The organism is Pedococcus dokdonensis (genome assembly GCF_900104525.1).
Lineage (GTDB): Bacteria > Actinomycetota > Actinomycetes > Actinomycetales > Dermatophilaceae > Pedococcus > Pedococcus dokdonensis.
On record NZ_LT629711.1, the window covers coordinates 3813172 to 3832901 of the forward strand.

Consider the following 19730-nt stretch of genomic DNA (forward strand, 5'->3'; position numbering starts at 1 on the left):
CCATGACGGTCCTGACCTCGCCCGCGTTGTCGGCTCCGGGCCTGACCACCGCCTTCAAGGCCGCCGACGTCGACTACGGCGCCATCGCACCGATGCTGATCGTGATCGGTGGTGCGCTGATCGGCGTGCTGGTCGAGGCGTTCGCGCCGCGGCGGCTGCGGCACAGCATCCAGGTCGCGCTCGCCCTGGTGTCCCTCGTGGCCGCGTTCGTCGTGCTCGTCACGGTGTCGGCCGACGAGGCGCACCGCGGTGGCACCCTGGCCCAGGCGGTCATCATCGACGGCCCGGCGCTGTTCCTGCAGGGTGCGATCCTGCTGATGGCTGCCCTCGGCGTGCTCACCATGGCCGAGAAGTTCGGGGGCAGCGGTGCCGATGCCTTCACCCCGATGGGTGCGGCCGTCCCCGGGTCGCCGCACGAGGCCGCCGCGCTGCGGGCCGGGCTCGCGACCAGCGAGGTCTTCCCCCTGACGCTGTTCTCCGTCGTGGGCATGATGCTGTTCCCCGCCGCGGGCGACCTGCTGACCATGTTCGTGGCGCTGGAAGTGCTGTCCCTGCCGCTCTACCTGCTGTGCGGGCTGGCGCGTCGTCGTCGCCTGCTCTCGCAGGAGGCCTCGCTCAAGTACTTCCTGCTGGGCGCGTTCAGCTCGGCCTTCTTCCTGTTCGGTGCCGCGCTGCTCTACGGCTACGCCGGCTCGCTCTACATCGCCGACATCGCCACCGCGGTCAAGAACGCCGACGGGGCCCTGGAGGGACTGCTCCTGCCGGGTGTCGTCCTCGTGCTGGTCGGCCTGCTCTTCAAGGTCGGCGCGGTGCCGTTCCACTCGTGGACGCCCGACGTCTACCAGGGGGCGCCCACCCCGGTCACCGGCTTCATGGCCGCGTGCACCAAGGTCGCCGCGTTCGGCGCGATCCTGCGCGTCGTCTACGTCGGCGTCGAGGCCAACCGCTGGGACTGGCGCGGTGGAGTCATCGCCGTCGCCGCCCTGACCATGGTGGTCGGCGCCGTCCTGTCGGTCACGCAGACCGACGTCAAGCGGCTGCTGGCCTACTCCTCGATCGCGCACGCGGGCTTCATCCTCGTCGCCGTGCTGTCCTTCGACCGCACCGGTGTCGCGGGCACGATGTTCTACCTCGTCGCCTACGGCTTCATGACGATCGCCGGCTTCGCCGTGGTGTCGCTCGTGCGCCAGGGCGGCTCCGAGGCCTCCCACCTGTCGCAGTGGGCCGGTCTGGGTCGCAACCACCCGGTGGTGGCCGGCGTCTTCGCCTTCCTGCTGTTGGCCTTCGCGGGCATCCCGCTCACGTCCGGCTTCGCCGCGAAGTACGCCGCGTTCTCCCCGGCCATCTCGTTCGGCGGCCGGTCGGGGGTGGCCCTGGTGGTCATCGGCGTGCTGGCCAGTGTCGTCACCGCCTTCGTCTACGTCCGCCTGATCGTGCTGATGTACTTCACGGAGCCGCCGGCCGGTGAGGCGGTCGTGGCCGAGACGGCCTCGCCGTTCACCACGATCGCGATCACCGTCGGCACGCTCGTGACGCTCGTCCTCGGTGTCCTCCCGGCCCAGGCGCTCGACCTGGCCGAGCGGTCGTCGCAATTCTTGTTGCGATGACACAGCCTGTTGAGATGACACAGGTTGCTGCGCTGACCATCACTCCACATGACGCGACCTGACGAGATGACGCAATCGGCTCCCGGTTCGACGCCGCCGGTGCTCGCCCTGCCCGACGTCGCGGACGACCTGTCAGACCGGCTCCAGGACGGGCTCGAGGCCGTCGACGCGCTGCTGCGTCGCGAGGTCGACCACGACGACCCGTTCATCGCCGAGGCGAACTCGCACCTCATCGAGGCCGGTGGCAAGCGGTTCCGGCCGCTGCTGACCCTGTTGGCCGCCGAGCTCGGCACCGGGTCGAACGCCGACGTGGTGGCCGCGGCGGCGGGTGTCGAGCTGACCCACGTCGCGTCGTTGTGCCACGACGACGTGATGGACGAGGCCGAGGTGCGTCGTGGGGCGGCCAGCGCCAACGCGAAGTACGGCAACTCCACCGCGATCCTGGTCGGCGACATGCTGTTCGGGACGGCGTCGTCGATCATCGCCGACCTCGGCGCCGAGGCGGTCAAGATCCAGGCCGAGACGTTCGTGCGGCTGTGCGCCGGGCAGATCCGGGACGACCGGCCGAGCCCGAGCGGGGCCGACCCGGTCGACTACTACCTCCAGGTGCTGGCCGACAAGACCGGCGTCCTGATCGCGACGGCGGCCCGCTACGGCGCGATGTTCTCCGGCTGCGACGCCGAGACCGTCGAGGTGATGCGCGAGTACGGCGAGCGGCTCGGGATGGCCTTCCAGCTGGCCGACGACCTGATCGACGTGTCGTCCGAGGCTGACGACCTGGGCAAGGTCCCGGGCACCGACCTGCGCGAGGGCAAGCGCACCCTGCCGGTCCTCTACGCCCTCGCGTCCACCGACCCGGCCGACGCCCGGTTGCAGGAGCTGCTGCGGTCCGACCTGCGCGACCAGGGTTTGCTCGACGAGGCGCTGGGGCTGCTGCGGGCGCACCCGGCCATGGAGCAGGCCCGCCAGCACACCGCAGCGGTGGCGACCCGGGCCCAGGACGTGCTGGCCCCGCTGCCCGACAGCCCGGCCAAGGCAGCGCTGCGCGCCCTGGCCACCAGCGTCGTCACCCGCGTCGGCTGAGCCGACGGCGCTCCGCTCCCGCACTTCTGGCCACGCATGGCGGGTGTGGCGACGATTCGGGGGACCGCGCGCGGCATACCCGGCCAGAAGTGGGTAACTCGTCGGTAGGGTCGGGTGTGTGACCCTGCCCTGGGATGCGGCCACCAGCGCCGTACAGCCTCCACTCGCGGTCGTCGACCTCGACGCCTTCGACGCCAACGCCGCCGACCTCGTCCGCCGAGCGGGCGGCAAGCCGATCCGGGTCGCCTCCAAGTCGGTCCGCTGCCGCACCCTGCTCACGCGGGTCCTGTCCCAGCCGGGTTTCGCCGGCGTGATGGCGTATGCCGTGCCCGAGGCGCACTGGCTGGTGACCTCGGGGGTCGAGGACGTCTACGTCGCCTACCCGAGCGTCGACCGGGCGGCGTTGGCCGCCCTGGCGGCAGACGAGGTCGCCGCCCAGCGGGTGACCCTCACGATCGACTCGGTCGAGCACGTCGAGCTGCTCGCCGCGCTCGACCGACCGCACGGGCTGCGGGTGGCCGTCGACGTCGACGCCTCGCTGAAGGTGGGTCCGCTGCACCTCGGGGTGCGCCGGTCGCCGGTGCGCGAGCCGCACGAGGCGGTGGCCGTGGCGCAGGCTGCCGCAGCTGCCGGGTTGTCGGTCGTCGGGGTGATGTTCTACGACGCCCAGATCGCCGGGCTGCCCGACAGCTCACCTGCCGTGCGGGTGATGAAGAAGCGGTCTGCCGAGTCGCTGGCCGCCCGGCGTGGTGCGGTGGTCGAGGCGGTGCGCGCGGTGACCGACCTGGAGTTCGTCAACGGCGGCGGCACCGGGTCGCTGCACGTGACGGCGCCCGACCCCACGGTCACCGAGCTGGCCGCCGGCTCGGGACTCTACGGGCCGACCCTGTTCGACGGCTACGACGACTTCACGCCCCGGCCCGCCGCTGCCTTCGCGTTGCCGGTGGTGCGCCACCCCGCCCCCGGTTTCGTCACGGCCTTCGGTGGCGGCTACGTGGCCTCGGGGCCGCCCGGCTGGTCGCGCGTGCCGTCGCCGTACGGTCGGCGCGGCGTCAAGCTGGTGCGCTCCGAGGGGGTCGGCGAGGTGCAGACGCCGTTGCAGGGCAACGGGGTCCGCGGTCTGCGGCTCGGCGACAAGGTGTGGTTCCGCTACGCGAAGGCGGGCGAGATGTGCGAGCGCTTCGACCAGCTCCACCTCGTCAGCGGTGACCGGCTCGTCGAGACCGTGCCGACCTACCGGGGTGAGGGGAAGAACTTCGGATGACCACGTGGACCAACTGGGCCGGCAACCAGACCAGCCACCCGGTCGAGGTGGCCACGCCGCGGCGACCCGACGAGGTCTGCGCCGCCATCCAGCGGGCGGGGGCCCGCGGCATACCGGTCAAGGCAGTGGGGGCCGGACACTCGTTCACGGCCGTCGCGGCCACGGACGGGCTCCACCTGCGCCTCGACGGGCTCACCGGCATCACCCACGTCGACCGTGAGCGCAGCCGCGTGCGGGTGCTGGCCGGCACCCCGCTGCACGTCCTGAACCCGGCCCTGCAGGCGCTGGGCCTGGCCCTGCCCAATCTCGGCGACATCGACCGGCAGACGCTCGCAGGCGCCATCTCGACGGGCACGCACGGCACCGGGGTGCGGTTCCAGGGCATCGCCGCCGCGGTCTCGGGGCTGGTGCTGGCGCTGGCCGACGGCAGCCTGCTCGAGTGCTCGGCCGACGTGGAGCCGCGGGTGTTCCAGGCCGCGCGGGTCGGGCTCGGGGCCCTCGGGGTCATCACCGAGGTCGAGCTGCAGTGCGTGCCGGCGTTCCGGTTGCACGCCAAGGAGTTCGGCGCCGACCTGCTCGAGGTGCTCGACCGGGTCGCGGACGACGTGGAGCAGCACGACCACGTCGACATGCACTGGTTCCCCCTCACCGACCGGGTGCTGGTCAAGCACAACGACCGGGTCGGGGACGACCACGCCGGAGCGCCCCTGCCGCGCTGGCGCGCGCTGCTCGACGACGAGCTGCTCTCCAACCGGCTCTTCGAGGTGACCAACCGGGCCGCCGCTGCGGTGCCGGCGATCGTGCCACGCCTCAACGGTGTGGCCGCGCGCCTGTTGGGAGCCCGCGAGTACACCGACGACTCGTGGCGCGTGTTCGTCGCCGAGCGCAAGGTGCGCTTCCGCGAGAGCGAGTATGCCGTGCCGCGGGCGGCCGTCGGCGACGTCCTGCTGGAGGTGCGCAGCTGGCTCGCGCGGCACCGGGCACCACTGACCTTCCCGTTGGAGATCCGGTTCACCGGGGCCGACGACATCTGGCTCTCGACCGCCCATCAGCGCGAGAACGCCTACGTCGCGATCCACCAGTACCACCGGATGGACGACCACGGCGCGTTCGCCGCGTTCGAGGCGATCGTGGCCGAGCACGCCGGGCGGCCGCACTGGGGCAAGCTGCACTCGCTCGGCGCGGAGGAGCTGCGGGTCCTGTACCCGCGGTTCGACGACTTCCTCGAGGTGCGGCACCAGCTCGACCCGGGTCGCCGGTTCGCGAACGCCTACCTCGACCGGGTGCTGGGCGCCTGACCACGGCCCGGCTGGGGTCGGCTGACACCCGTCCTCGCTAGCCTCGCAGGCATGAGCACCCCCTTCACGACCGACGAGAAGTCGACCCTGCTGGCTGCCCTGCAGAGCCATCGCGACGTCATGGTCTGGAAGCTGGAGGGCCTGTCCGACGACGACGTCCGTCGGCCGATGGTGCCGAGCGGCACCAACCTCGTGGGCCTGGTCAAGCACCTGGCCAACGCCGAGTACGGCTGGTTCTGCGAGACCTTCGGTCGCCCCACCGAGCCACTGACCGACATCTCGCAGGACCTCGAGGCCGACATGCGGGCCGCCGAGGGCGAGTCGACGGCCGACCTCGTGGCGTTCTACCGGCGCGCGTGGGCGGCCGCGGACGAGGCGATCCGTGAGCTGCCTCTCGAGGCGACCGGCACGGCATACACCGGGCGCACGGTCAGCCTGCGCTGGGTGCTGGTGCACATGATCGAGGACACCGTGCGGCACGCCGGCCACGCCGACATCCTGCGCGAGCTGATCGACGGCGGCACCGGCCACCACGTGCCCGGCTGAGTCCCCCGACCCCGCAGGCACCGGCTCAGGAGCGCATCGAGACGCCCTGGCGCCAGTAGCCCATGAAGGCCACCCGCGACCGCTCGACCCCGAGCTCGCTGACGAGCGCTCGCCGCAGCGCCTTGACCAGCCAGGACTCCCCGGCGATCCACGCGTAGGTGTCGGCGAGGTCGGCGACCACGGGTCCGGGGGAGGCGACGACGTGGCGGTTGAGGTCCTCACCGCCCGAGGAGTAGCGCGGTGTCTCCCAGACCTCCACGTCGAGATCGGACCGGACCTCGGGCAGTGGCACCTCGAGGTCGGTAGCCGGCAGCCCGAGGTGGCTGCGCACCGCTGACACCAGGCGCCGGCCCTGGGGTGCCGAGCCGCGGACCAGCCAGGTGACCCCGATCAGGGCGTGCCGTGGCAGGTCGACGATGTCGTCGCTCGACGGGACCTCGACGAAGACCTGACCGGTGAACCCGGGACCGGCGTCGGCGAGGATCCGGGCGACGGCGGGCAGCGCCGTCTCGTCGCCGACGACCAGCAGGTCGCGCAGCTCGCCGGGCTCGAACTCGGTGCCGCCGTAGATCGGCGAGAGCCGGTGCGGGCCGACGACGTGCACGACGTCGCCGGGCCGGGCGGTCAGCGCCCAGCGGCAGGCGGGGCCTAGCTCGTCCTCCCCTCGCGCACCGCTCGGCTCGTGGACGACGAAGTCGGCGACCAGCTGCACGTCGTCTCCGCGGGTGCGGATCTCGCGGATCGTGTAGGTCCGCATGGGGGAGCGCTCGTCGTCGGGCATCGCCAGCCACGACGCCTGCCACTCCTCGGGGACCGCGCTGATCCGGGGCAGCAGGCCGGTCGGTCCGGGGAAGACCACCTTGAAGCGGGTGTCGAACCCGTCGGCGGTGCTGAGGTCGCACAAGCCCGGCCCGCCGAAGGTGACGCGCACGAAGGCCGGGCTGAGCCGCTCGACCGCCTCGACCCGCACCTCGGCGACCAGGGCTGAGGGTGCAGTGCGGGTGTCGGAGGAGTGCTCGGTCTGGGTGGCGGTCATGGGGTGGCTCCGTTGCTGACGAGTGGTCGGTGAGGGGCAGGCGCGCTGTCGGGTCCTGCAGATCTGCTGGCGGGGGTGTGCCGGCCGACGGGCACGACCATCGGGGTGCCCGACACGGGGTCCGGGATGACGCGGCAGTCCATGCCGAACACCGCACGGACGCCTTCGCGGGTGATGACGTCGGCGGGCGCACCCACCGCGGTCACCAGCCCGTCGCGCATCGCGACGAGGTGGTCGGCGTAGCGGGCCGCGAGGTTGAGCTCGTGCAGGACCATGACGACCGTCGTGCCGCGGGTTGCATTGAGGTCGCGCAGCAGGTCGAGCACCTCGACCTGGTGGGCGACGTCGAGGTAGGTGGTGGGTTCGTCGAGGAGCAGCAGGTCGGTCTCCTGGGCGAGGGCCATGGCGATCCACACCCGTTGCCGCTGCCCGCCGGACAGCTCGTCGACCACGCGGTCGGCGAGGTCGAGCGTGTCGGTCACCTCCAAGGCGTGCGCGACGGCGGCCTCGTCGTCGGCCGACCAGCGCCGGAACCGCCCTTGGTGCGGGGTCCGGCCACGCCCCACGAGGTCGACGACGGTGACACCCTCGGGAGCGATCGGGTTCTGCGGCAGAAGTCCGAGGGTGCGGGCGACCTCCTTGGTGGGTGTGCCGTGGATCGACTTCCCGTCGAGCAGCACCTCACCGCCGCGCGGCTTCAGCAGTCGGGCGAGCCCCCGCAGCAGGGTCGACTTGCCGCAGGCGTTGGCCCCGACGATCACGGTGACCTGGCCGTGCGGGAGCTCGGCGCTGACCCGGTCGACGACGACCCGGTCGTCGTAGCCGAGGGTGACCTCCCGGGCGACCAGTCGGGCCGTGACCGCGGGCAGCGCGGTGGGTTCGGCGGTCATCAGGTGCTCCTTGTCGTGCGTCCGGTGGCCAGCAGCCACAGCAGGAACGGCGCCCCGCAGGCGCCGGTGACGACACCGACGGGCAGGTTGAGGTCGGCGATGAGGTAGGCCCCGACGTAGTCGGCCGACGTGACCAGGGCGGCGCCGGTGAGCATGGCGCCCAGCAGCGTCGCGCGACCGGCGTTGAGGGTCTTGGCGATCGGCCCGGCGAGGAACCCGGCGAACGACACCGGGCCGGCTGCCGCCACCGCCACGCTGACCAGCAGCACGGCCAGCAGCAGCAGGCCGTCCCTGCCACGCGGCGCGGCGCCGAGTGCGGTGGCGGTGTCCGGTCCGAGCTCGGTGAGTCGCAGCGACCCGGCCAGCCACGCGACCACCGGCAGCAGCACGACAAGGGCGATGACCAGCTGGGTGATCAGCGCCCAGTTGGCGCGGGCCAGGCTGCCGGTCAGCCAGACCAGGGCGGCCTGGGCGTCGTAGATGCTGGCGCGGGTGAACAGGTACTGGATCACCGCGGAGAGGAAGGCCGCAGAGCCGACGCCGACGAGGACGATGCGGTAGCCGCCGTGCGCCCCCGCGACGAGTCGCACGACCAGCGAGACGCCGAGCGCCCCAGCGACCGCGAACCCCGACACGGCCGGGCCCTGCAACCCGAGCGTGACGATCGCGAAGACCGCGGCCGCGCTCGCGCCCAGGCTCACCCCGATGATGTCGGGCGAGGCGAGGGCGTTGCGCAGGGTGGTCTGGAAGATCGCGCCGCCGAGCCCGAACGCCGCGCCCACGAGCACGCCGAGGACGGCGCGGGGGAGCTTGGTCTCCATGACGATGAAGGTCGCGCCGGGGATCTGCGCACCGGTGAGGATGCGGACGAAGTCGGGGATGGTGACGGTGAAGTCGCCGAGCAGCACGCGGACGAGGAACGCGCCGAGGACCAGCACCGCCAGGCCGGTGACGACGAGCCGGTGTCGACGGGCGGTGCCGCGGCGGGCGCTCCGGACGACGTCGCGGAGTGACGGCTCGACGGCGAGCTGCACGTCCGGACGGTCGAGGATCCGGACGCTCACAGCGATCCCATCCGTCCGCGGCGGATCAGCGCGAAGAAGACGGGGACGCCGACGACGGCGGTCATGATGCCGACCTGCACCTCGGTGGGCGGCAGCACGACGCGTCCGACGACGTCGGCGTAGAGGACGAGGACCGCTCCGAGGCCGAGGCTGACCGGCAGGATCCGCGCGTAGTCGGAGCCGACGAGGGCTCGGGCCACGTGCGGGGCGACGAGCCCGACGAACACGAGGGGTCCGGCGAGCGCCGTCGCGCCGCCGCAGAGGCAGACGATGGCCAGCCCGACGACGACGCGGTCGAGCCCGGCGCGGCGCCCGAGCCCGCGGGCCAGGTCGTCGCCGAGCGCGAGGACGTTGAGGAGCCGGGCGCCGGTGAGGGCCAGCGCGGCCCCGACGACGAGCACCGGCAGCACCGGCCAGACGATGTCCATGCTGCGCCCGCCGACGGTGCCGACCTGCCAGAACCGGAACACGTCGAGGGTCTGCCGGTCGGTCAGCAGCAGACCGGTGGTCCAGCTCGACAGGCCGGCGGCGAGGGCGGCACCGGCGACGGCGAGCTTGACCGGGGTGGCGCCGTCGCGGCCGAGGCCGGCGATGGCGTGCACGACGGCCGCAGCCAGCGCAGCCCCGGCGAGCGCGAACCAGAGGTAGCCGCTGAGCGAGGTGACCCCGAAGACGCTGATCGCGAGCACCATGGCCAGGGCAGCACCGGCGTTGATGCCGAGGACCCCGGGGTCGGCCAGCGGGTTGCGGGTCAGGCCCTGCATCGAGGCCCCGGCGAGGCCGAGGGCTGCACCGGCGAGCAGGGCGACGACGGTGCGGGGGACCCGGGCGGCGACGATGGCCTGCATCGGGTTGGCGGGGTCGTAGGCGGTGACGGCGGCCCACGCGTCGGTCAGTGGCACCGTGCGGGATCCGATGACGAGCGACAGCACGGCACCCAGGGCGACCGCCGCGACGAGCCCGAGGAGGGCCCACCGAGGGGTCACCGACCGGCCGACGGTGGCACGGGGTGCGACTGTCGGCCGGTCGACGACGGGGTGGAGCGTCATGGTGCGGACGTCACTCGCCTGCGCGGTCCAGGGCGGCGGCCACGGTCGGCACGAACTTCTCCATCGCCCACGGGATCGACAACGGCGAGGGTGCGGACATGCCCAGCGAGTCGGTCTTGTTGGTGGCGGCGACGTAGCCGCCGCTCTTGAGCGCCGGCACCTGGCCGAGCAGCGGGTCCTTGACGAACTTCGCCATGTCGGCGTCGCTCTCGGTGTAGGTGATGAAGACGTCGGACTTCAGCGTGGCAGCGCGCTCGGCGGAGATCGTCTTGTAGAACTCGGTGCTGCCCTTGGTCAGGTCCTCGACGACCGGCGCGTTCTTCATGCCGAGGTCGACGAGCAGCCGGGGCCGGTTGTCGAGCGGCGTGTAGTAGTCGATCTTGGAGTTGTCGGTGGTCGACATGGCGCCGAAGATGAACGTCTTGTCCTTGGTCTGCGGGAACTTGGCCGCCGCGGCCTTGATCGAGTCCTCGGTGGCCCGCAGCACGGCCGGGGCCTGCTGCTCGCGGCCGAGCGCCTTGGCGACCATCTCCAAGGAGGTCTGCCACGGGGTGCCCCAGGCGGCGCCGGGGTAGGCCACGACCGGGGCGATCTTGGAGAGCTTGTCGTACTCCTCCTTCGTCACCCCGGAGTTGGTCGCGAGGATGAGGTCGGGGGTGAGCTTGGCGATCTCCTCGATCGGCGCGCCGTCGGCGTCGTCGTAGCGGGTCGGCTCCGCCGCGCCCAGTGCGGCGAGCTTCGCGTCGTACCAAGGGGTGGAGAGCTTGGCGTTGCCACCCCAGGTGACCTTGATCGCGCCGACGGGGGCGACGCCCAGGGACAGTGCGAAGTCCTGGTCGGACCAGCCGAGGGTGGCCACGCGGGTCGGGGCCTTGCTGATGACGGTGTCGCCGTAGACGTGCTTGATGGTCACGGGGAAGGCCGAGGCGTCGGCGCCGGATGAGCCGGCGTCGGCCGAGCCTGCGTCCGTCGAACCGGAGGCGCCGGTGGAGCAGGCGGACAAGGCGAGGGCGAGGACGGCGGCCGCGGCGGCGGCCAGACGGGTGCGGGTCATGGGTGGCTCTCTGAGTCAGGGGATCCTTATTTAGGAGAGCCTAACCTTACCTTCGAGCATTAACGCAAGGGGCCATGCCGTTAATCTGCCGACCGCAGGTTCCCCACCCATTCGCGACCGGACCTGCACGCGGTCAGGGCAGGACCGGGTCCGGATCGGGCCGACTGCGGCGGGGCAGGTGCCGCACCGAGTCGATGCTCAGCACCACCAGCGCCAACCACACGATCCCGAAGCCCACCCACCGGCTGCGCGACATGTGCTCGTCGAGGAGCAGCACGCCGCACAGCAGCTGGAGCACCGGGGTGACGAACTGCAGGAGGCCGATGGTGACCAGCGGCACCCGCCTGGCAGCGGCGGCGAACAGCAGCAGCGGCGTCGCCGTGGCCACCCCCGCGGCGACGAGCAGGACGGTGTGCCAAGCGCCCTGGGTGGTGAACGTGGTGTCCCCGCGTGCGGTGAGCACGGCCAGCATCACGATCGCGATCGGTGCCAGCACCGCGGTCTCCGCGGCCAGCGAGTGCATCGCCTGCAGGGAAGCACCGACCTTCTTCTTGACCAGCCCGTACAGCCCGAACGTGAAGGCCAGGCTCAACGCCACGACCGGTACCGACCCGGCGGCGACGCTGAGGTAGACGCCGGCGAGCGCGCCGATGCCGACCGCGACCCACTGCATGGGGCGCAGCCGTTCGCGCAGCACCAGCACGCCGAGGGCGACGGTGACGATCGGGTTGAGGAAGTAGCCGAGCGCCGCCTCGGTGGTGCGCCCGCCGATCACCGCTGCCACGTAGATCACCCAGTTGGCGGCGATCAGCAGGGCTGCGGCGGTGACACCGAGCCCGAGCCGTGGCCGCTGCCAGAGCTGCCGGGCCCACCGCAGGTCGCGCCGCACCAGCAGCACCAGGGCGCAGAGCAGCAGCGTCCAGAGGATGCGGTGCGACAGGATCTCCCAGGCACCGGCCGGCTTGAGGGCGGCGAAGTAGAGCGGGAAGACGCCCCACACGGCATACGCGATGAACCCGTATGCCGCGCCGGCACGTTCGTCGTCGCGAGGCACCTCAGCGGGCGGGCGAGGACGCGGCGGTCACGCCACGGTCCAGGTGTCGCGGCCGCGGATCAGGGCGTCGAGGTCGGCGTCGGTCGGGCGCCCGCCCGCGGTGTCGACGGCGGCGTCCACCTGGGCCCGGACGAGGTCGTCGTAGGTCGGCCGGGAGACGCTGCGGAAGATGCCCATCGGCACGTGCGTCATCTGCGGGGAGTCCAGCCGAGACAGGGCGAAGGCCTGGGTCGGGTCGGCGGCGGCCACGTCGTGGACGACGACGTCACGGCCCGCGGACTCGGCCTGCGGGACGAACTCCATCGTCCCGCCCGCGCCGCGCACCAGGACCTGGCGGTCGTGCTCGGGGCCGACGGCCACCGGCTCGCCATCGGCCAGGTGGACGATCCGCGCCTCCTGCTCGGTGCGGTCCTTGATCAGGTCGAACGCGCCGTCGTTGAAGATCGGGCAGTTCTGGTAGATCTCGACCAGCGACGTGCCGCGGTGCTCGGCGGCCGCCCGCAGCACCTCGGTGAGGTGCTTGCGGTCGGTGTCGGTCGTGCGCGCCACGAAGCTCGCCTCGGCCCCGAGCGCCAGGGACACCGGGTTGAACGGGTGGTCGACCGAGCCCATCGGGGTCGACTTGGTGATCTTGCCGACTTCGGACGTAGGGGAGTACTGACCCTTGGTCAGGCCGTAGATCTGGTTGTTGAACAACAGGATCGTGAGGTTGACGTTGCGGCGCAGCGCGTGGATCAGGTGGTTGCCACCGATCGACAGGGCGTCGCCGTCACCGGTGACGACCCACACCGACAGGTCGGGACGGCTGGTGGCCAGACCGGTCGCGATCGCCGGGGCGCGCCCGTGGATCGAGTGCATGCCGTAGGTGTCGAGGTAGTAGGGGAACCGCGACGAGCAGCCGATGCCCGACACGAACACGGTGTTCTCGCGCTTGAGTCCCAGCTCGGGCAGGAACCCCTGCACGGCCGCGAGGATCGCGTAGTCGCCGCACCCCGGGCACCAGCGCACCTCCTGGTCGGAGGTGAACTCCTTCTTGGTCTGGCGCGGGGCGTCGTCGGCGAGGCGGGGCACGCCCGCGGTGCCGCTGGGAGGCGCACTGCCCGGCATACCCAGGTCGGTGGTCATGCGAGTCCTCCCTTGGCGACCACGGTGTCGGGGCCCTGGTCGGTGTTGACGTCGTCGGGTGCCGTGGGGTCGACGGAGGCGAGCGACACGATGGCGTCGGCGAGCTCCACCGTGGTGAACGGCAGACCGCGCACCTGGGTGAAGGAGTGCACGTCGACGAGGAACCGGGCCCGCAGCAGCATCGCGAGCTGGCCCATGTTCATCTCGGGCACGAGCACCCGGTCGTAGCGGCGCAGCACCTCACCGGTGTTCGCGGGGAACGGGTTGAGGTGGCGCAGGTGGGCCCGGGCGACCTTGGCGCCGGTGTTGCGGACGCTTCGGGTGGCGGCCGCGATCGGGCCGTAGGTGGAGCCCCATCCGAGCACCAGGACCCTGGCGTCGCCGCTGGGGTCGTCGACCTCGAGGTCGTCGATCGTGTCGGCGATGCGTTCGACCTTCGCGGCGCGCAGCCGGGTCATCAGGTCGTGGTTGTCGGGGTCGTAGGAGATGTTTCCGGTGACGTTGGCCTTCTCGATGCCGCCGATGCGGTGCTCGAGACCGGGGGTGCCGGGGACCGCCCACGGCCGCGCGAGCGTGGTCTCGTCGCGCAGGAACGGGTGGAAGACCGGCTCACCCTTGGCGTCGGTGTCGTTGGGCTCGCTGGCGAACTCGACGGTGAGGTCGGGCAGCTCGGCCACCGACGGGATCGACCACGGCTCCGAGCCGTTGGCGAGGTAGCCGTCGGACAGCAGGAACACCGGCGTGCGGTAGGAGGTGGCGATGCGGACCGCCTCGAGTGCGGCGTCGAAGCAGTCGGCCGGCGACTGCGGCGCGATGATCGGGACCGGTGACTCGCCGTTGCGACCGAACATCGCCTGCAGCAGGTCGGACTGCTCGGTCTTGGTCGGCAGACCCGTGGAGGGGCCGCCGCGCTGGACGTCGACGATGACCAGCGGCAGCTCGAGGGACACCCCCAGGCCGATCGTCTCGGACTTGAGCGCGACACCCGGGCCGGACGTGGTGGTCACACCGATCGCGCCACCGAAGGACGCACCGAGGGCGGCGCCGATGCCGGCGATCTCGTCCTCGGCCTGCAGGGTGGTCACGCCGTAGCGCTTGAGCCCCGACAGGGTGTGCAGGATGTCGGAGGCTGGGGTGATCGGGTAGGACCCGAGCACCAGCGGGATGCCGGCCCGGTGCGACGCGGTGACCAGGCCGAGCGCGAGCGCGACGTTGCCGGTGATGTTGCGGTAGGTGCCGGGGGCCATCTTGGCCGGGGCGATCTCGTAGGAGACCGCGAACGCCTCGGTCGTCTCGCCGTAGGCCAGCCCGGCCTTGAGGGCGGTGAGGTTGGCGGCGAGGATGTCGGGCTTGGACCCGAACTTCTTCTCCAGGAACGACTCGGTGCCGGCGGTCGGGCGGTGGTACATCCACGAGAGGAGTCCCAGCGCGAACATGTTCTTGGCGCGCTCCTTGTCCTTGCGGGACAAGGAGTCGAAGGCCGCGAGCGCCTCGACGGTGATCGAGGTCAGGGCGACCGGGTGCACCAGCCAGGACTCCAGCGTTCCGTCGTCGAGGGGGTTGGTGTCGTAGCCGACCTTGGCGAGGTTGCGCTTGGTGAACTCGTCGGTGTTGGCGATGATCGTGGCGCCGCGGGGCAGGTCGCGAAGGTTGGCCTTGAGCGCGGCCGGGTTCATCGCGACGAGCACGTCGGGGGCGTCGCCGGGCGTCAGCACGTCGTGGTCGGCGAAGTGCAGCTGGAAGCTCGAGACGCCGGGCAGGGTGCCCTGGGGCGCGCGGATCTCGGCGGGGAAGTTGGGCAGCGTCGACAGGTCGTTGCCGAGTGCGGCCGTCTCCGACGTGAACCGGTCCCCGGTGAGCTGCATGCCGTCGCCGGAGTCGCCGGCGAAGCGGATGACGACGCGGTCGAGCTTCTCGACGTTCTTGCTCATGCGGTCCTGACGGGTCGTGGACGAACGGTTCCATGAGGCCCCGCGCCCGGCGCGTCACGGGCGCTTCGCCTGCGGACGGCTGGGCGCTGCCTGCTCGTCCATCGTACGTCGCACCAGGGACGCCAAACCTGACCACCCTGCTTTTGAGACACCCAACACGGCGTTATGGGTGTGACCTGTCAGGACCGCTCGTGCAGTCGCCGGGCTCAGGCGGTGACGGTGATCTCGTGGATCTCGTCGTAGGGGTGGCCCGCGCGCTCGTGGATCCGTTGGATGGCGTCCTTGTCGGGGCCCTCGGACAGGCAGAACACGTGCCCGGTCACCGGGTCGCCCCACGCGCTCTTGAAGTCCACCGACTCCTCGTCCTGGATGGCGAGGTCGGCTCGGTGGGCCTCGAGCAGCGCCTCCGCGGTGACTCCCGGCATGTTGGTGTGCACGTCCATGAACTGGGCCATGGTCACTCACTCCTCTCGTGGTGGTGGTCTCGTCACGCTACGCCGGAACCTTCGCTGCAGGATCCGTCAAAGTGGTGGCAGGTCCTGCCGCCACGCATCCCACACGCGAGGAAGGGACGAGTGGTGCGCCTCGCGCACCAGCTGGCGGACCACCGAGCCCGCTGCGTGCAGCCGGTATGCCGGGTGGCCCGGCACCGGCTCCGGTCGCCACCCGAGGGCGGTGACCGTGTCGACCACCCGTGCGTCGCCGAGCGCACCGGGGCCGAGCCCGGCGCGCACCTCGAGGTGCTCCACGAGCGCCGGCCGACCGGCATGCGTGAGCGTCGTGTGGCAGTCGAGCCGGCCACCGGCCTGGCCGCTGCGGCCGAGGGTGACCCGGTCGCGCAGCAGCAGGCGACCGCCGTCGTCGACCTGCGCCCCCAGGTGCCGGGTGACGACAGAGCCGTCGGCGACGACCAGGGGCTCACCAGCCCACGTGAGGGTGGCGCCCTCGTGCACGCGCAGGGTCGCGCCGACCACGCAGCCGAGCCCGCGACCGTGGTAGGCCACCGTGCCGGCGACGTCGCGCAGGTCGAGGCGCAAGCCAGGGCCGACGGCGACCGCGAGCCGCATGGTGTCGCCCCCCAGGAGGCTCGCGGTCGTGGCGACGAGGGCGACCTCGGCCGCCGCGCCCTCGTGCCGGACCACGCGGGGGGACACCAGCCCGGTGGCCAGGACCAGCCGGCTGCGGCGGTTCCCGGGGCCCTCGTCCGGCCAGAGCTCGACGCGTGCGGTGCGGACCTCAGTGTGAGTGGTCACCGGAAGCACCGTGGGCGTGGGCGTGGGCGTGGGCGTGCGCGTGCGTGCCGCCGTCGGCGTGGCTGTGCGGTGCCATCGGCCCGGGGTCCACGGGGACGTGCTGCCCGCTGCGGTGGTCACCCAACACTGCGAGCACCCAGGCGCGCAGCTGGGCGACCGAGTCCGGGTCGGTGCGCGAGAGCCCGATGACCGGTCCGCCGTCCCGAGCCTCCCGACCCTCCACCTGCATGAGGTCGGCGTCGACCCCGACATGGGGCGCGAGGTCGGTCTTGTTGACCACCAGGAGGTCTGCGCGCGAGATGCCGGGCCCGCCCTTGCGCACCACGTCGCCGCCACCGGCCACGTCGAGGACGAAGACCTGCGCGTCGACGAGCGCGGGCGAGAACGTCGCCGTGAGGTTGTCGCCCCCGGACTCGACCAGCACGAGGTCGAGTGGTGCGAAGTCGGCCTCGAGGTCTTCCACCGCGAGCAGGTTGGCGGTCACGTCGTCGCGGATCGCAGTGTGGGGGCACGCACCGGTCTCGACGGCGCGGATCCGCTCGGGGTCCAGGACGCCGGCCGCGCGGAGCATGCGGGCGTCCTCGTCGGTGTAGATGTCGTTGGTGACGACCCCGAGCCGCAGCTCGTCGCCGAGCTCGCGGCAGACCATGGCGATGAGCGACGACTTGCCGGTGCCGACCGGACCGGCGACGCCGAGCCGGAACGCGCGGGTGGCCTCTGGCGTGGTGTCAGGCACTGAACAACCTCCGGGGGTGGGTGGGGTGGGCGTGCTGCCAGTGCTCCAGCAACGGAGCCGACGGAGCGGGTATGTCGTCGGGCTCGGTGAGGTGGGCAACCGTGGCGACGAGCTCCTCGACTGCCGGGCCGGAGCGCAGCAACCACTCGGTGGCCTCGATCGGGTCCAAGGGACACAGCTTGAGGGCTGCGGCGCAGAGCGACTGCACGTCGTCGTAGGCGACGAGCCGGGCCGTGCGGGCGCCGTCGAGGCCGGCCGCCGCCGCCATCGCGCCCACGGCGACCGGACGCGCCGGAGCGGGCATCCGCGCCAGCGCGGACGAGGTCGCGCTGTCCGGCCAGAGCCGCTGGGCCAACCGGCGCTGGCCACGACCCACCGCCACGGAGGCGCCCCGCACGATCTCGCTCGGGGTGCGTGCGGCCCAGGCGAGCTGCACCTCGTCGAGCGGGAGCGCGGCGAGCGTCCGGTGCCGGGCCACCACCGCCGTCGCAGTGTCGACCACCACGACGGTCCGCAACCGCGTGGCAATGAGGGCGGGGATGTCGGGCTGCTCGAGCCCCCCGAGCAGGGCAGGCTCGAGTCCCGACGACTGGGTGTGCGCGCCGACGGGCAGCCGCCCGTCGGCCAGCAGCAGCGACGCGAACTCGGGTTGGGGAAGCACTCGACCTCAGAACAGCGAATAGCGTTGCGCCAGAGGAAGTTCCGCGGCTGGCGCCGGCTCGACGCGCTCGCCGTCGATGCGGATCTCGAAGGACTCCGGGTCCACCTCGATGACGGGCAGGGCGTCGTTGTTGACCATGTCGGCCTTGGTCACCTCGCGGGTCGGCCGCACGGCGGCGAGGGTGCGGCGCAGCCCGAGCCGGTCGGCCAGGCCGTCGTCGAGGGCGATGGGCGAGACGAAGGTGAGCGAGTGGTCGGCGCCGGCCCCGCCCTCGCCGACGAGGGCCGGGCGCATCAGCACCGGCTGCGGCGTGGGGATCGACGCGTTCGGGTCGCCCAGCGCGGCATACACGATCGCTCCGGCCTTGATCACCACGTCAGGGCGCCAGCCGAAGAACTTCGGGTCCCACAGGACGAGGTCGGCGAGCTTGCCCGGCTCGACGGATCCGACCTCGTGGTCGATGCCGTGGGCGACGGCCGGGTTGATCGTGTACTTGGCGACATAGCGCCGGGCCCGCTCGTTGTCGGCGGCAAGCCCGCCGCCGAGCGGGCCCCACCGCGCCTTCATCACGTGGGCGACCTGCCAGGTGCGGGTGACCACCTCGCCGATCCGGCCCATCGCCTGGGCGTCGCTGCTCGTCATGGACAGGGCGCCGACGTCGTGCAGCAGGTCCTCGGCCGCGATGGTCGTGGCGCGGATCCGGCTCTCCGCGAAGGCGAGGTCCTCGGGGACCGCGGGGTTGAGGTGGTGGCAGACCATCAACATGTCGAGGTGCTCGGCGACCGTGTTGACGGTGTGGGGCAGGGTCGGGTTGGTGGAGCCGGGCAGCACGTTGGGGTGGCTGGCGATCGTGATGATGTCGGGCGCGTGACCGCCGCCGGCGCCCTCGGTGTGGAAGGCGTGGATGCTCCGCCCGCCGACGGCGCGCAGCGTCGAGTCGACGAAACCCGCCTCGTTGAGGCTGTCGCTGTGCAGCGCCACCTGCAGGCCGAACTCCTCGGCTGCGCGAAGGGCTGCGTCGATCGCGGCGGGAGTGCTGCCCCAGTCCTCGTGCACCTTGTAGGCCGCGGCCCCGCCGCGCGCCTGCTCCTCGAGTCCCGCGGCGCTCACGGTGTTGCCCTTGCCCATGAGGAGCAGGTTGACGGGCAGGTGGTCCAGACCACGCAGCACCGACTGCAGGTGCCAGGGGCCCGGCGTGACCGTGGTGGCCTTGGACCCCTCGGACGGGCCGGTGCCGCCACCGCCGAGGGTGGTGACGCCGCTGGCCAGGGCCTCGTGCACCTGGCTGGTCGACAGGAAGTGCACGTGCAGGTCGACACCTCCTGCGGTCAGGATGCGGCCCTCGCCCGAGATGACGTCGGTGCCCGGCCCGATCTCGAGGTCGGGGTGCACGCCGTCCGCGATGTCGGGGTTGCCACTGCGGCCCAGCGCGACGATCCGCCCGCCCCGGATGCCGACGTCAGCGCGGACGATCCCCCAGTGGTCGAGCACGATCGCGTTGGTGATGACGGTGTCGAGGGCGCCGTCGGCGTTGGTGCGGGTCCCCTGGGCCATCGACTCACGGATGGACTTGCCGCCGCCGAACACGGCCTCCTCGCCCCCGAAGGTCAGGTCGTCCTCGACCTCGACCCACAGGTCGGTGTCACCCAGCCGCACCTGGTCGCCGGTCGTCGGACCGTAGAGGGCGGCGTAGCGGTCGCGGTCCAGCTCAGCCATCGAGGTCTCCCTCCGGCGCGCGACCTGTGGTGGCCGGCCGCTGCAGGCCGGGGACTCGTCGTCGGCCCTTCAGGGCCACCGCGGCAACCTCCCGGCTCACGCCGGGCTCGAACCGCACCGAGGTCCCGCTCGGGATGTCGAGCCGGAAGCCGTGGGCGGCGGCCCGGTCGAAGTCGAGCGCAGCGTTGCTGTCGGGCAGGTGCAGGTGTGACCCGACCTGCACGGGGCGGTCGCCGGTGTTGACGATCACCAGGACGAGCCGCTCGGCAGCGGTCCGGTCGGCGTTGAGGGTGACGGTGCCGGGTGCGACCCGGATCGCGCCCGGCCCTGACGTGTGGTGGCTCACGGTGTCTCCTGCAGCGG

At 72.2% G+C, this 19730-nt stretch carries 19 protein-coding genes; 5 read left to right on the forward strand and 14 right to left on the reverse strand.

The window, feature by feature from the left end:
• The first annotated feature begins 2 nt into the window (after positions 1 to 2).
• From nuoN to BLQ34_RS17965, 5 genes are all read left to right on the forward strand, one after another.
• On the forward strand, positions 3 to 1607 hold the full coding sequence (gene nuoN / locus BLQ34_RS17945) for an NADH-quinone oxidoreductase subunit NuoN (protein WP_231961350.1): 1605 nt from the start codon (positions 3 to 5) through the stop codon (positions 1605 to 1607).
• A 48-nt stretch (positions 1608 to 1655) separates the two neighbouring features.
• Positions 1656 to 2690, forward strand: coding sequence for a polyprenyl synthetase family protein (locus BLQ34_RS17950; protein WP_231961351.1), 1035 nt, complete (start codon positions 1656 to 1658; stop codon positions 2688 to 2690).
• 118 nt (positions 2691 to 2808) lie between these two features.
• A complete protein-coding gene (locus BLQ34_RS17955) occupies positions 2809 to 3954 on the forward strand; it encodes an alanine racemase (protein ID WP_091788680.1) in 1146 nt (381 codons plus the stop codon).
• Positions 3951 to 5252 (forward strand): D-arabinono-1,4-lactone oxidase, encoded by a 1302-nt coding sequence (locus tag BLQ34_RS17960; RefSeq protein ID WP_091788682.1) that lies wholly within the window; start codon positions 3951 to 3953, stop codon positions 5250 to 5252. Before BLQ34_RS17955 ends, BLQ34_RS17960 begins: the two co-directional genes overlap by 4 nt.
• 51 nt (positions 5253 to 5303) lie before the next feature.
• Positions 5304 to 5798 (forward strand): DinB family protein, encoded by a 495-nt coding sequence (locus BLQ34_RS17965; protein ID WP_091788685.1) that lies wholly within the window; start codon positions 5304 to 5306, stop codon positions 5796 to 5798.
• A 25-nt stretch (positions 5799 to 5823) separates the two neighbouring features.
• On the opposite strand, the gene BLQ34_RS17970 is transcribed toward BLQ34_RS17965, so the two are convergent.
• The 14 genes from BLQ34_RS17970 to ureB form a co-directional block, all read right to left on the reverse strand.
• Positions 5824 to 6834 (reverse strand): siderophore-interacting protein, encoded by a 1011-nt coding sequence (locus BLQ34_RS17970; protein ID WP_091788687.1) that lies wholly within the window; start codon positions 6832 to 6834, stop codon positions 5824 to 5826.
• Complete coding sequence (locus BLQ34_RS17975; protein ID WP_091788688.1) at positions 6831 to 7724, reverse strand: ABC transporter ATP-binding protein; 894 nt, start codon at positions 7722 to 7724, stop codon at positions 6831 to 6833. The genes BLQ34_RS17970 and BLQ34_RS17975 overlap by 4 nt, the downstream gene beginning before the upstream one ends.
• The gene (locus tag BLQ34_RS17980; protein ID WP_231961352.1) at positions 7724 to 8788 is read right to left on the reverse strand and encodes a FecCD family ABC transporter permease; all 1065 of its coding nucleotides are present in this window, start codon (positions 8786 to 8788) and stop codon (positions 7724 to 7726) included. The genes BLQ34_RS17975 and BLQ34_RS17980 overlap by 1 nt, the downstream gene beginning before the upstream one ends.
• Complete coding sequence (locus BLQ34_RS17985; protein ID WP_091788691.1) at positions 8785 to 9837, reverse strand: FecCD family ABC transporter permease; 1053 nt, start codon at positions 9835 to 9837, stop codon at positions 8785 to 8787. The genes BLQ34_RS17980 and BLQ34_RS17985 overlap by 4 nt, the downstream gene beginning before the upstream one ends.
• A gap of 10 nt (positions 9838 to 9847) precedes the next feature.
• Positions 9848 to 10891, reverse strand: a complete 1044-nt coding sequence (locus BLQ34_RS17990; protein ID WP_091788693.1) for an iron-siderophore ABC transporter substrate-binding protein — start codon at positions 10889 to 10891, stop codon at positions 9848 to 9850.
• A gap of 133 nt (positions 10892 to 11024) precedes the next feature.
• Positions 11025 to 11945: an EamA family transporter RarD gene (gene rarD, locus BLQ34_RS17995; protein ID WP_091788695.1), complete on the reverse strand. Its 921-nt coding sequence runs from the start codon at positions 11943 to 11945 to the stop codon at positions 11025 to 11027.
• 27 nt (positions 11946 to 11972) lie between these two features.
• Positions 11973 to 13070 carry a 2-oxoacid:ferredoxin oxidoreductase subunit beta gene (locus tag BLQ34_RS18000; protein WP_091788698.1) on the reverse strand — a complete coding sequence of 366 codons (1098 nt, stop codon included), beginning with the start codon at positions 13068 to 13070 and terminating at the stop codon, positions 11973 to 11975.
• Positions 13067 to 15001, reverse strand: a complete 1935-nt coding sequence (locus tag BLQ34_RS18005) for a 2-oxoacid:acceptor oxidoreductase subunit alpha (protein ID WP_091788701.1) — start codon at positions 14999 to 15001, stop codon at positions 13067 to 13069. The genes BLQ34_RS18000 and BLQ34_RS18005 overlap by 4 nt, the downstream gene beginning before the upstream one ends.
• Positions 15002 to 15207: 206 nt before the next feature.
• Positions 15208 to 15456 (reverse strand): SCO4226 family nickel-binding protein, encoded by a 249-nt coding sequence (locus BLQ34_RS18010; protein WP_091790202.1) that lies wholly within the window; start codon positions 15454 to 15456, stop codon positions 15208 to 15210.
• A 66-nt stretch (positions 15457 to 15522) separates the two neighbouring features.
• Positions 15523 to 16254, reverse strand: a complete 732-nt coding sequence (locus BLQ34_RS18015; RefSeq protein WP_091788703.1) for an urease accessory protein UreD — start codon at positions 16252 to 16254, stop codon at positions 15523 to 15525.
• Positions 16238 to 16990 carry an urease accessory protein UreG gene (gene ureG, locus BLQ34_RS18020; RefSeq protein WP_091788706.1) on the reverse strand — a complete coding sequence of 251 codons (753 nt, stop codon included), beginning with the start codon at positions 16988 to 16990 and terminating at the stop codon, positions 16238 to 16240. Before ureG ends, BLQ34_RS18015 begins: the two co-directional genes overlap by 17 nt.
• A complete protein-coding gene (locus tag BLQ34_RS18025) occupies positions 16983 to 17651 on the reverse strand; it encodes an urease accessory protein UreF (protein WP_197674740.1) in 669 nt (222 codons plus the stop codon). The genes ureG and BLQ34_RS18025 overlap by 8 nt, the downstream gene beginning before the upstream one ends.
• Before the next feature lie 6 nt (positions 17652 to 17657).
• Positions 17658 to 19367: an urease subunit alpha gene (locus BLQ34_RS18030; RefSeq protein WP_091788709.1), complete on the reverse strand. Its 1710-nt coding sequence runs from the start codon at positions 19365 to 19367 to the stop codon at positions 17658 to 17660.
• Positions 19360 to 19713, reverse strand: coding sequence for an urease subunit beta (ureB, locus tag BLQ34_RS18035; protein ID WP_091788712.1), 354 nt, complete (start codon positions 19711 to 19713; stop codon positions 19360 to 19362). Before ureB ends, BLQ34_RS18030 begins: the two co-directional genes overlap by 8 nt.
• Positions 19714 to 19730 lie beyond the last annotated feature (17 nt).

Excerpts from the sequence above, each read along its gene's own strand:
- BLQ34_RS18000 (WP_091788698.1), bottom strand. The coding sequence starts at position 13,070 with ATGACCACCGACCTGGGTATGCCGGGCAGTGCGCCTCCCAGCGGCACC.
- BLQ34_RS17985 (WP_091788691.1), bottom strand. The coding sequence starts at position 9,837 with ATGACGCTCCACCCCGTCGTCGACCGGCCGACAGTCGCACCCCGTGCC.
- BLQ34_RS18010 (WP_091790202.1), bottom strand. The coding sequence starts at position 15,456 with ATGGCCCAGTTCATGGACGTGCACACCAACATGCCGGGAGTCACCGCG.
- BLQ34_RS17965 (WP_091788685.1), top strand. The coding sequence starts at position 5,304 with ATGAGCACCCCCTTCACGACCGACGAGAAGTCGACCCTGCTGGCTGCC.
- BLQ34_RS17970 (WP_091788687.1), bottom strand. The coding sequence starts at position 6,834 with ATGACCGCCACCCAGACCGAGCACTCCTCCGACACCCGCACTGCACCC.
- BLQ34_RS17975 (WP_091788688.1), bottom strand. The coding sequence starts at position 7,724 with ATGACCGCCGAACCCACCGCGCTGCCCGCGGTCACGGCCCGACTGGTC.
- BLQ34_RS18005 (WP_091788701.1), bottom strand. The coding sequence starts at position 15,001 with ATGAGCAAGAACGTCGAGAAGCTCGACCGCGTCGTCATCCGCTTCGCC.
- BLQ34_RS17950 (WP_231961351.1), top strand. The coding sequence starts at position 1,656 with ATGACGCGACCTGACGAGATGACGCAATCGGCTCCCGGTTCGACGCCG.
- BLQ34_RS18030 (WP_091788709.1), bottom strand. The coding sequence starts at position 19,367 with ATGGCTGAGCTGGACCGCGACCGCTACGCCGCCCTCTACGGTCCGACG.
- BLQ34_RS17960 (WP_091788682.1), top strand. The coding sequence starts at position 3,951 with ATGACCACGTGGACCAACTGGGCCGGCAACCAGACCAGCCACCCGGTC.
- BLQ34_RS17990 (WP_091788693.1), bottom strand. The coding sequence starts at position 10,891 with ATGACCCGCACCCGTCTGGCCGCCGCCGCGGCCGCCGTCCTCGCCCTC.
- nuoN (WP_231961350.1), top strand. The coding sequence starts at position 3 with ATGACGGTCCTGACCTCGCCCGCGTTGTCGGCTCCGGGCCTGACCACC.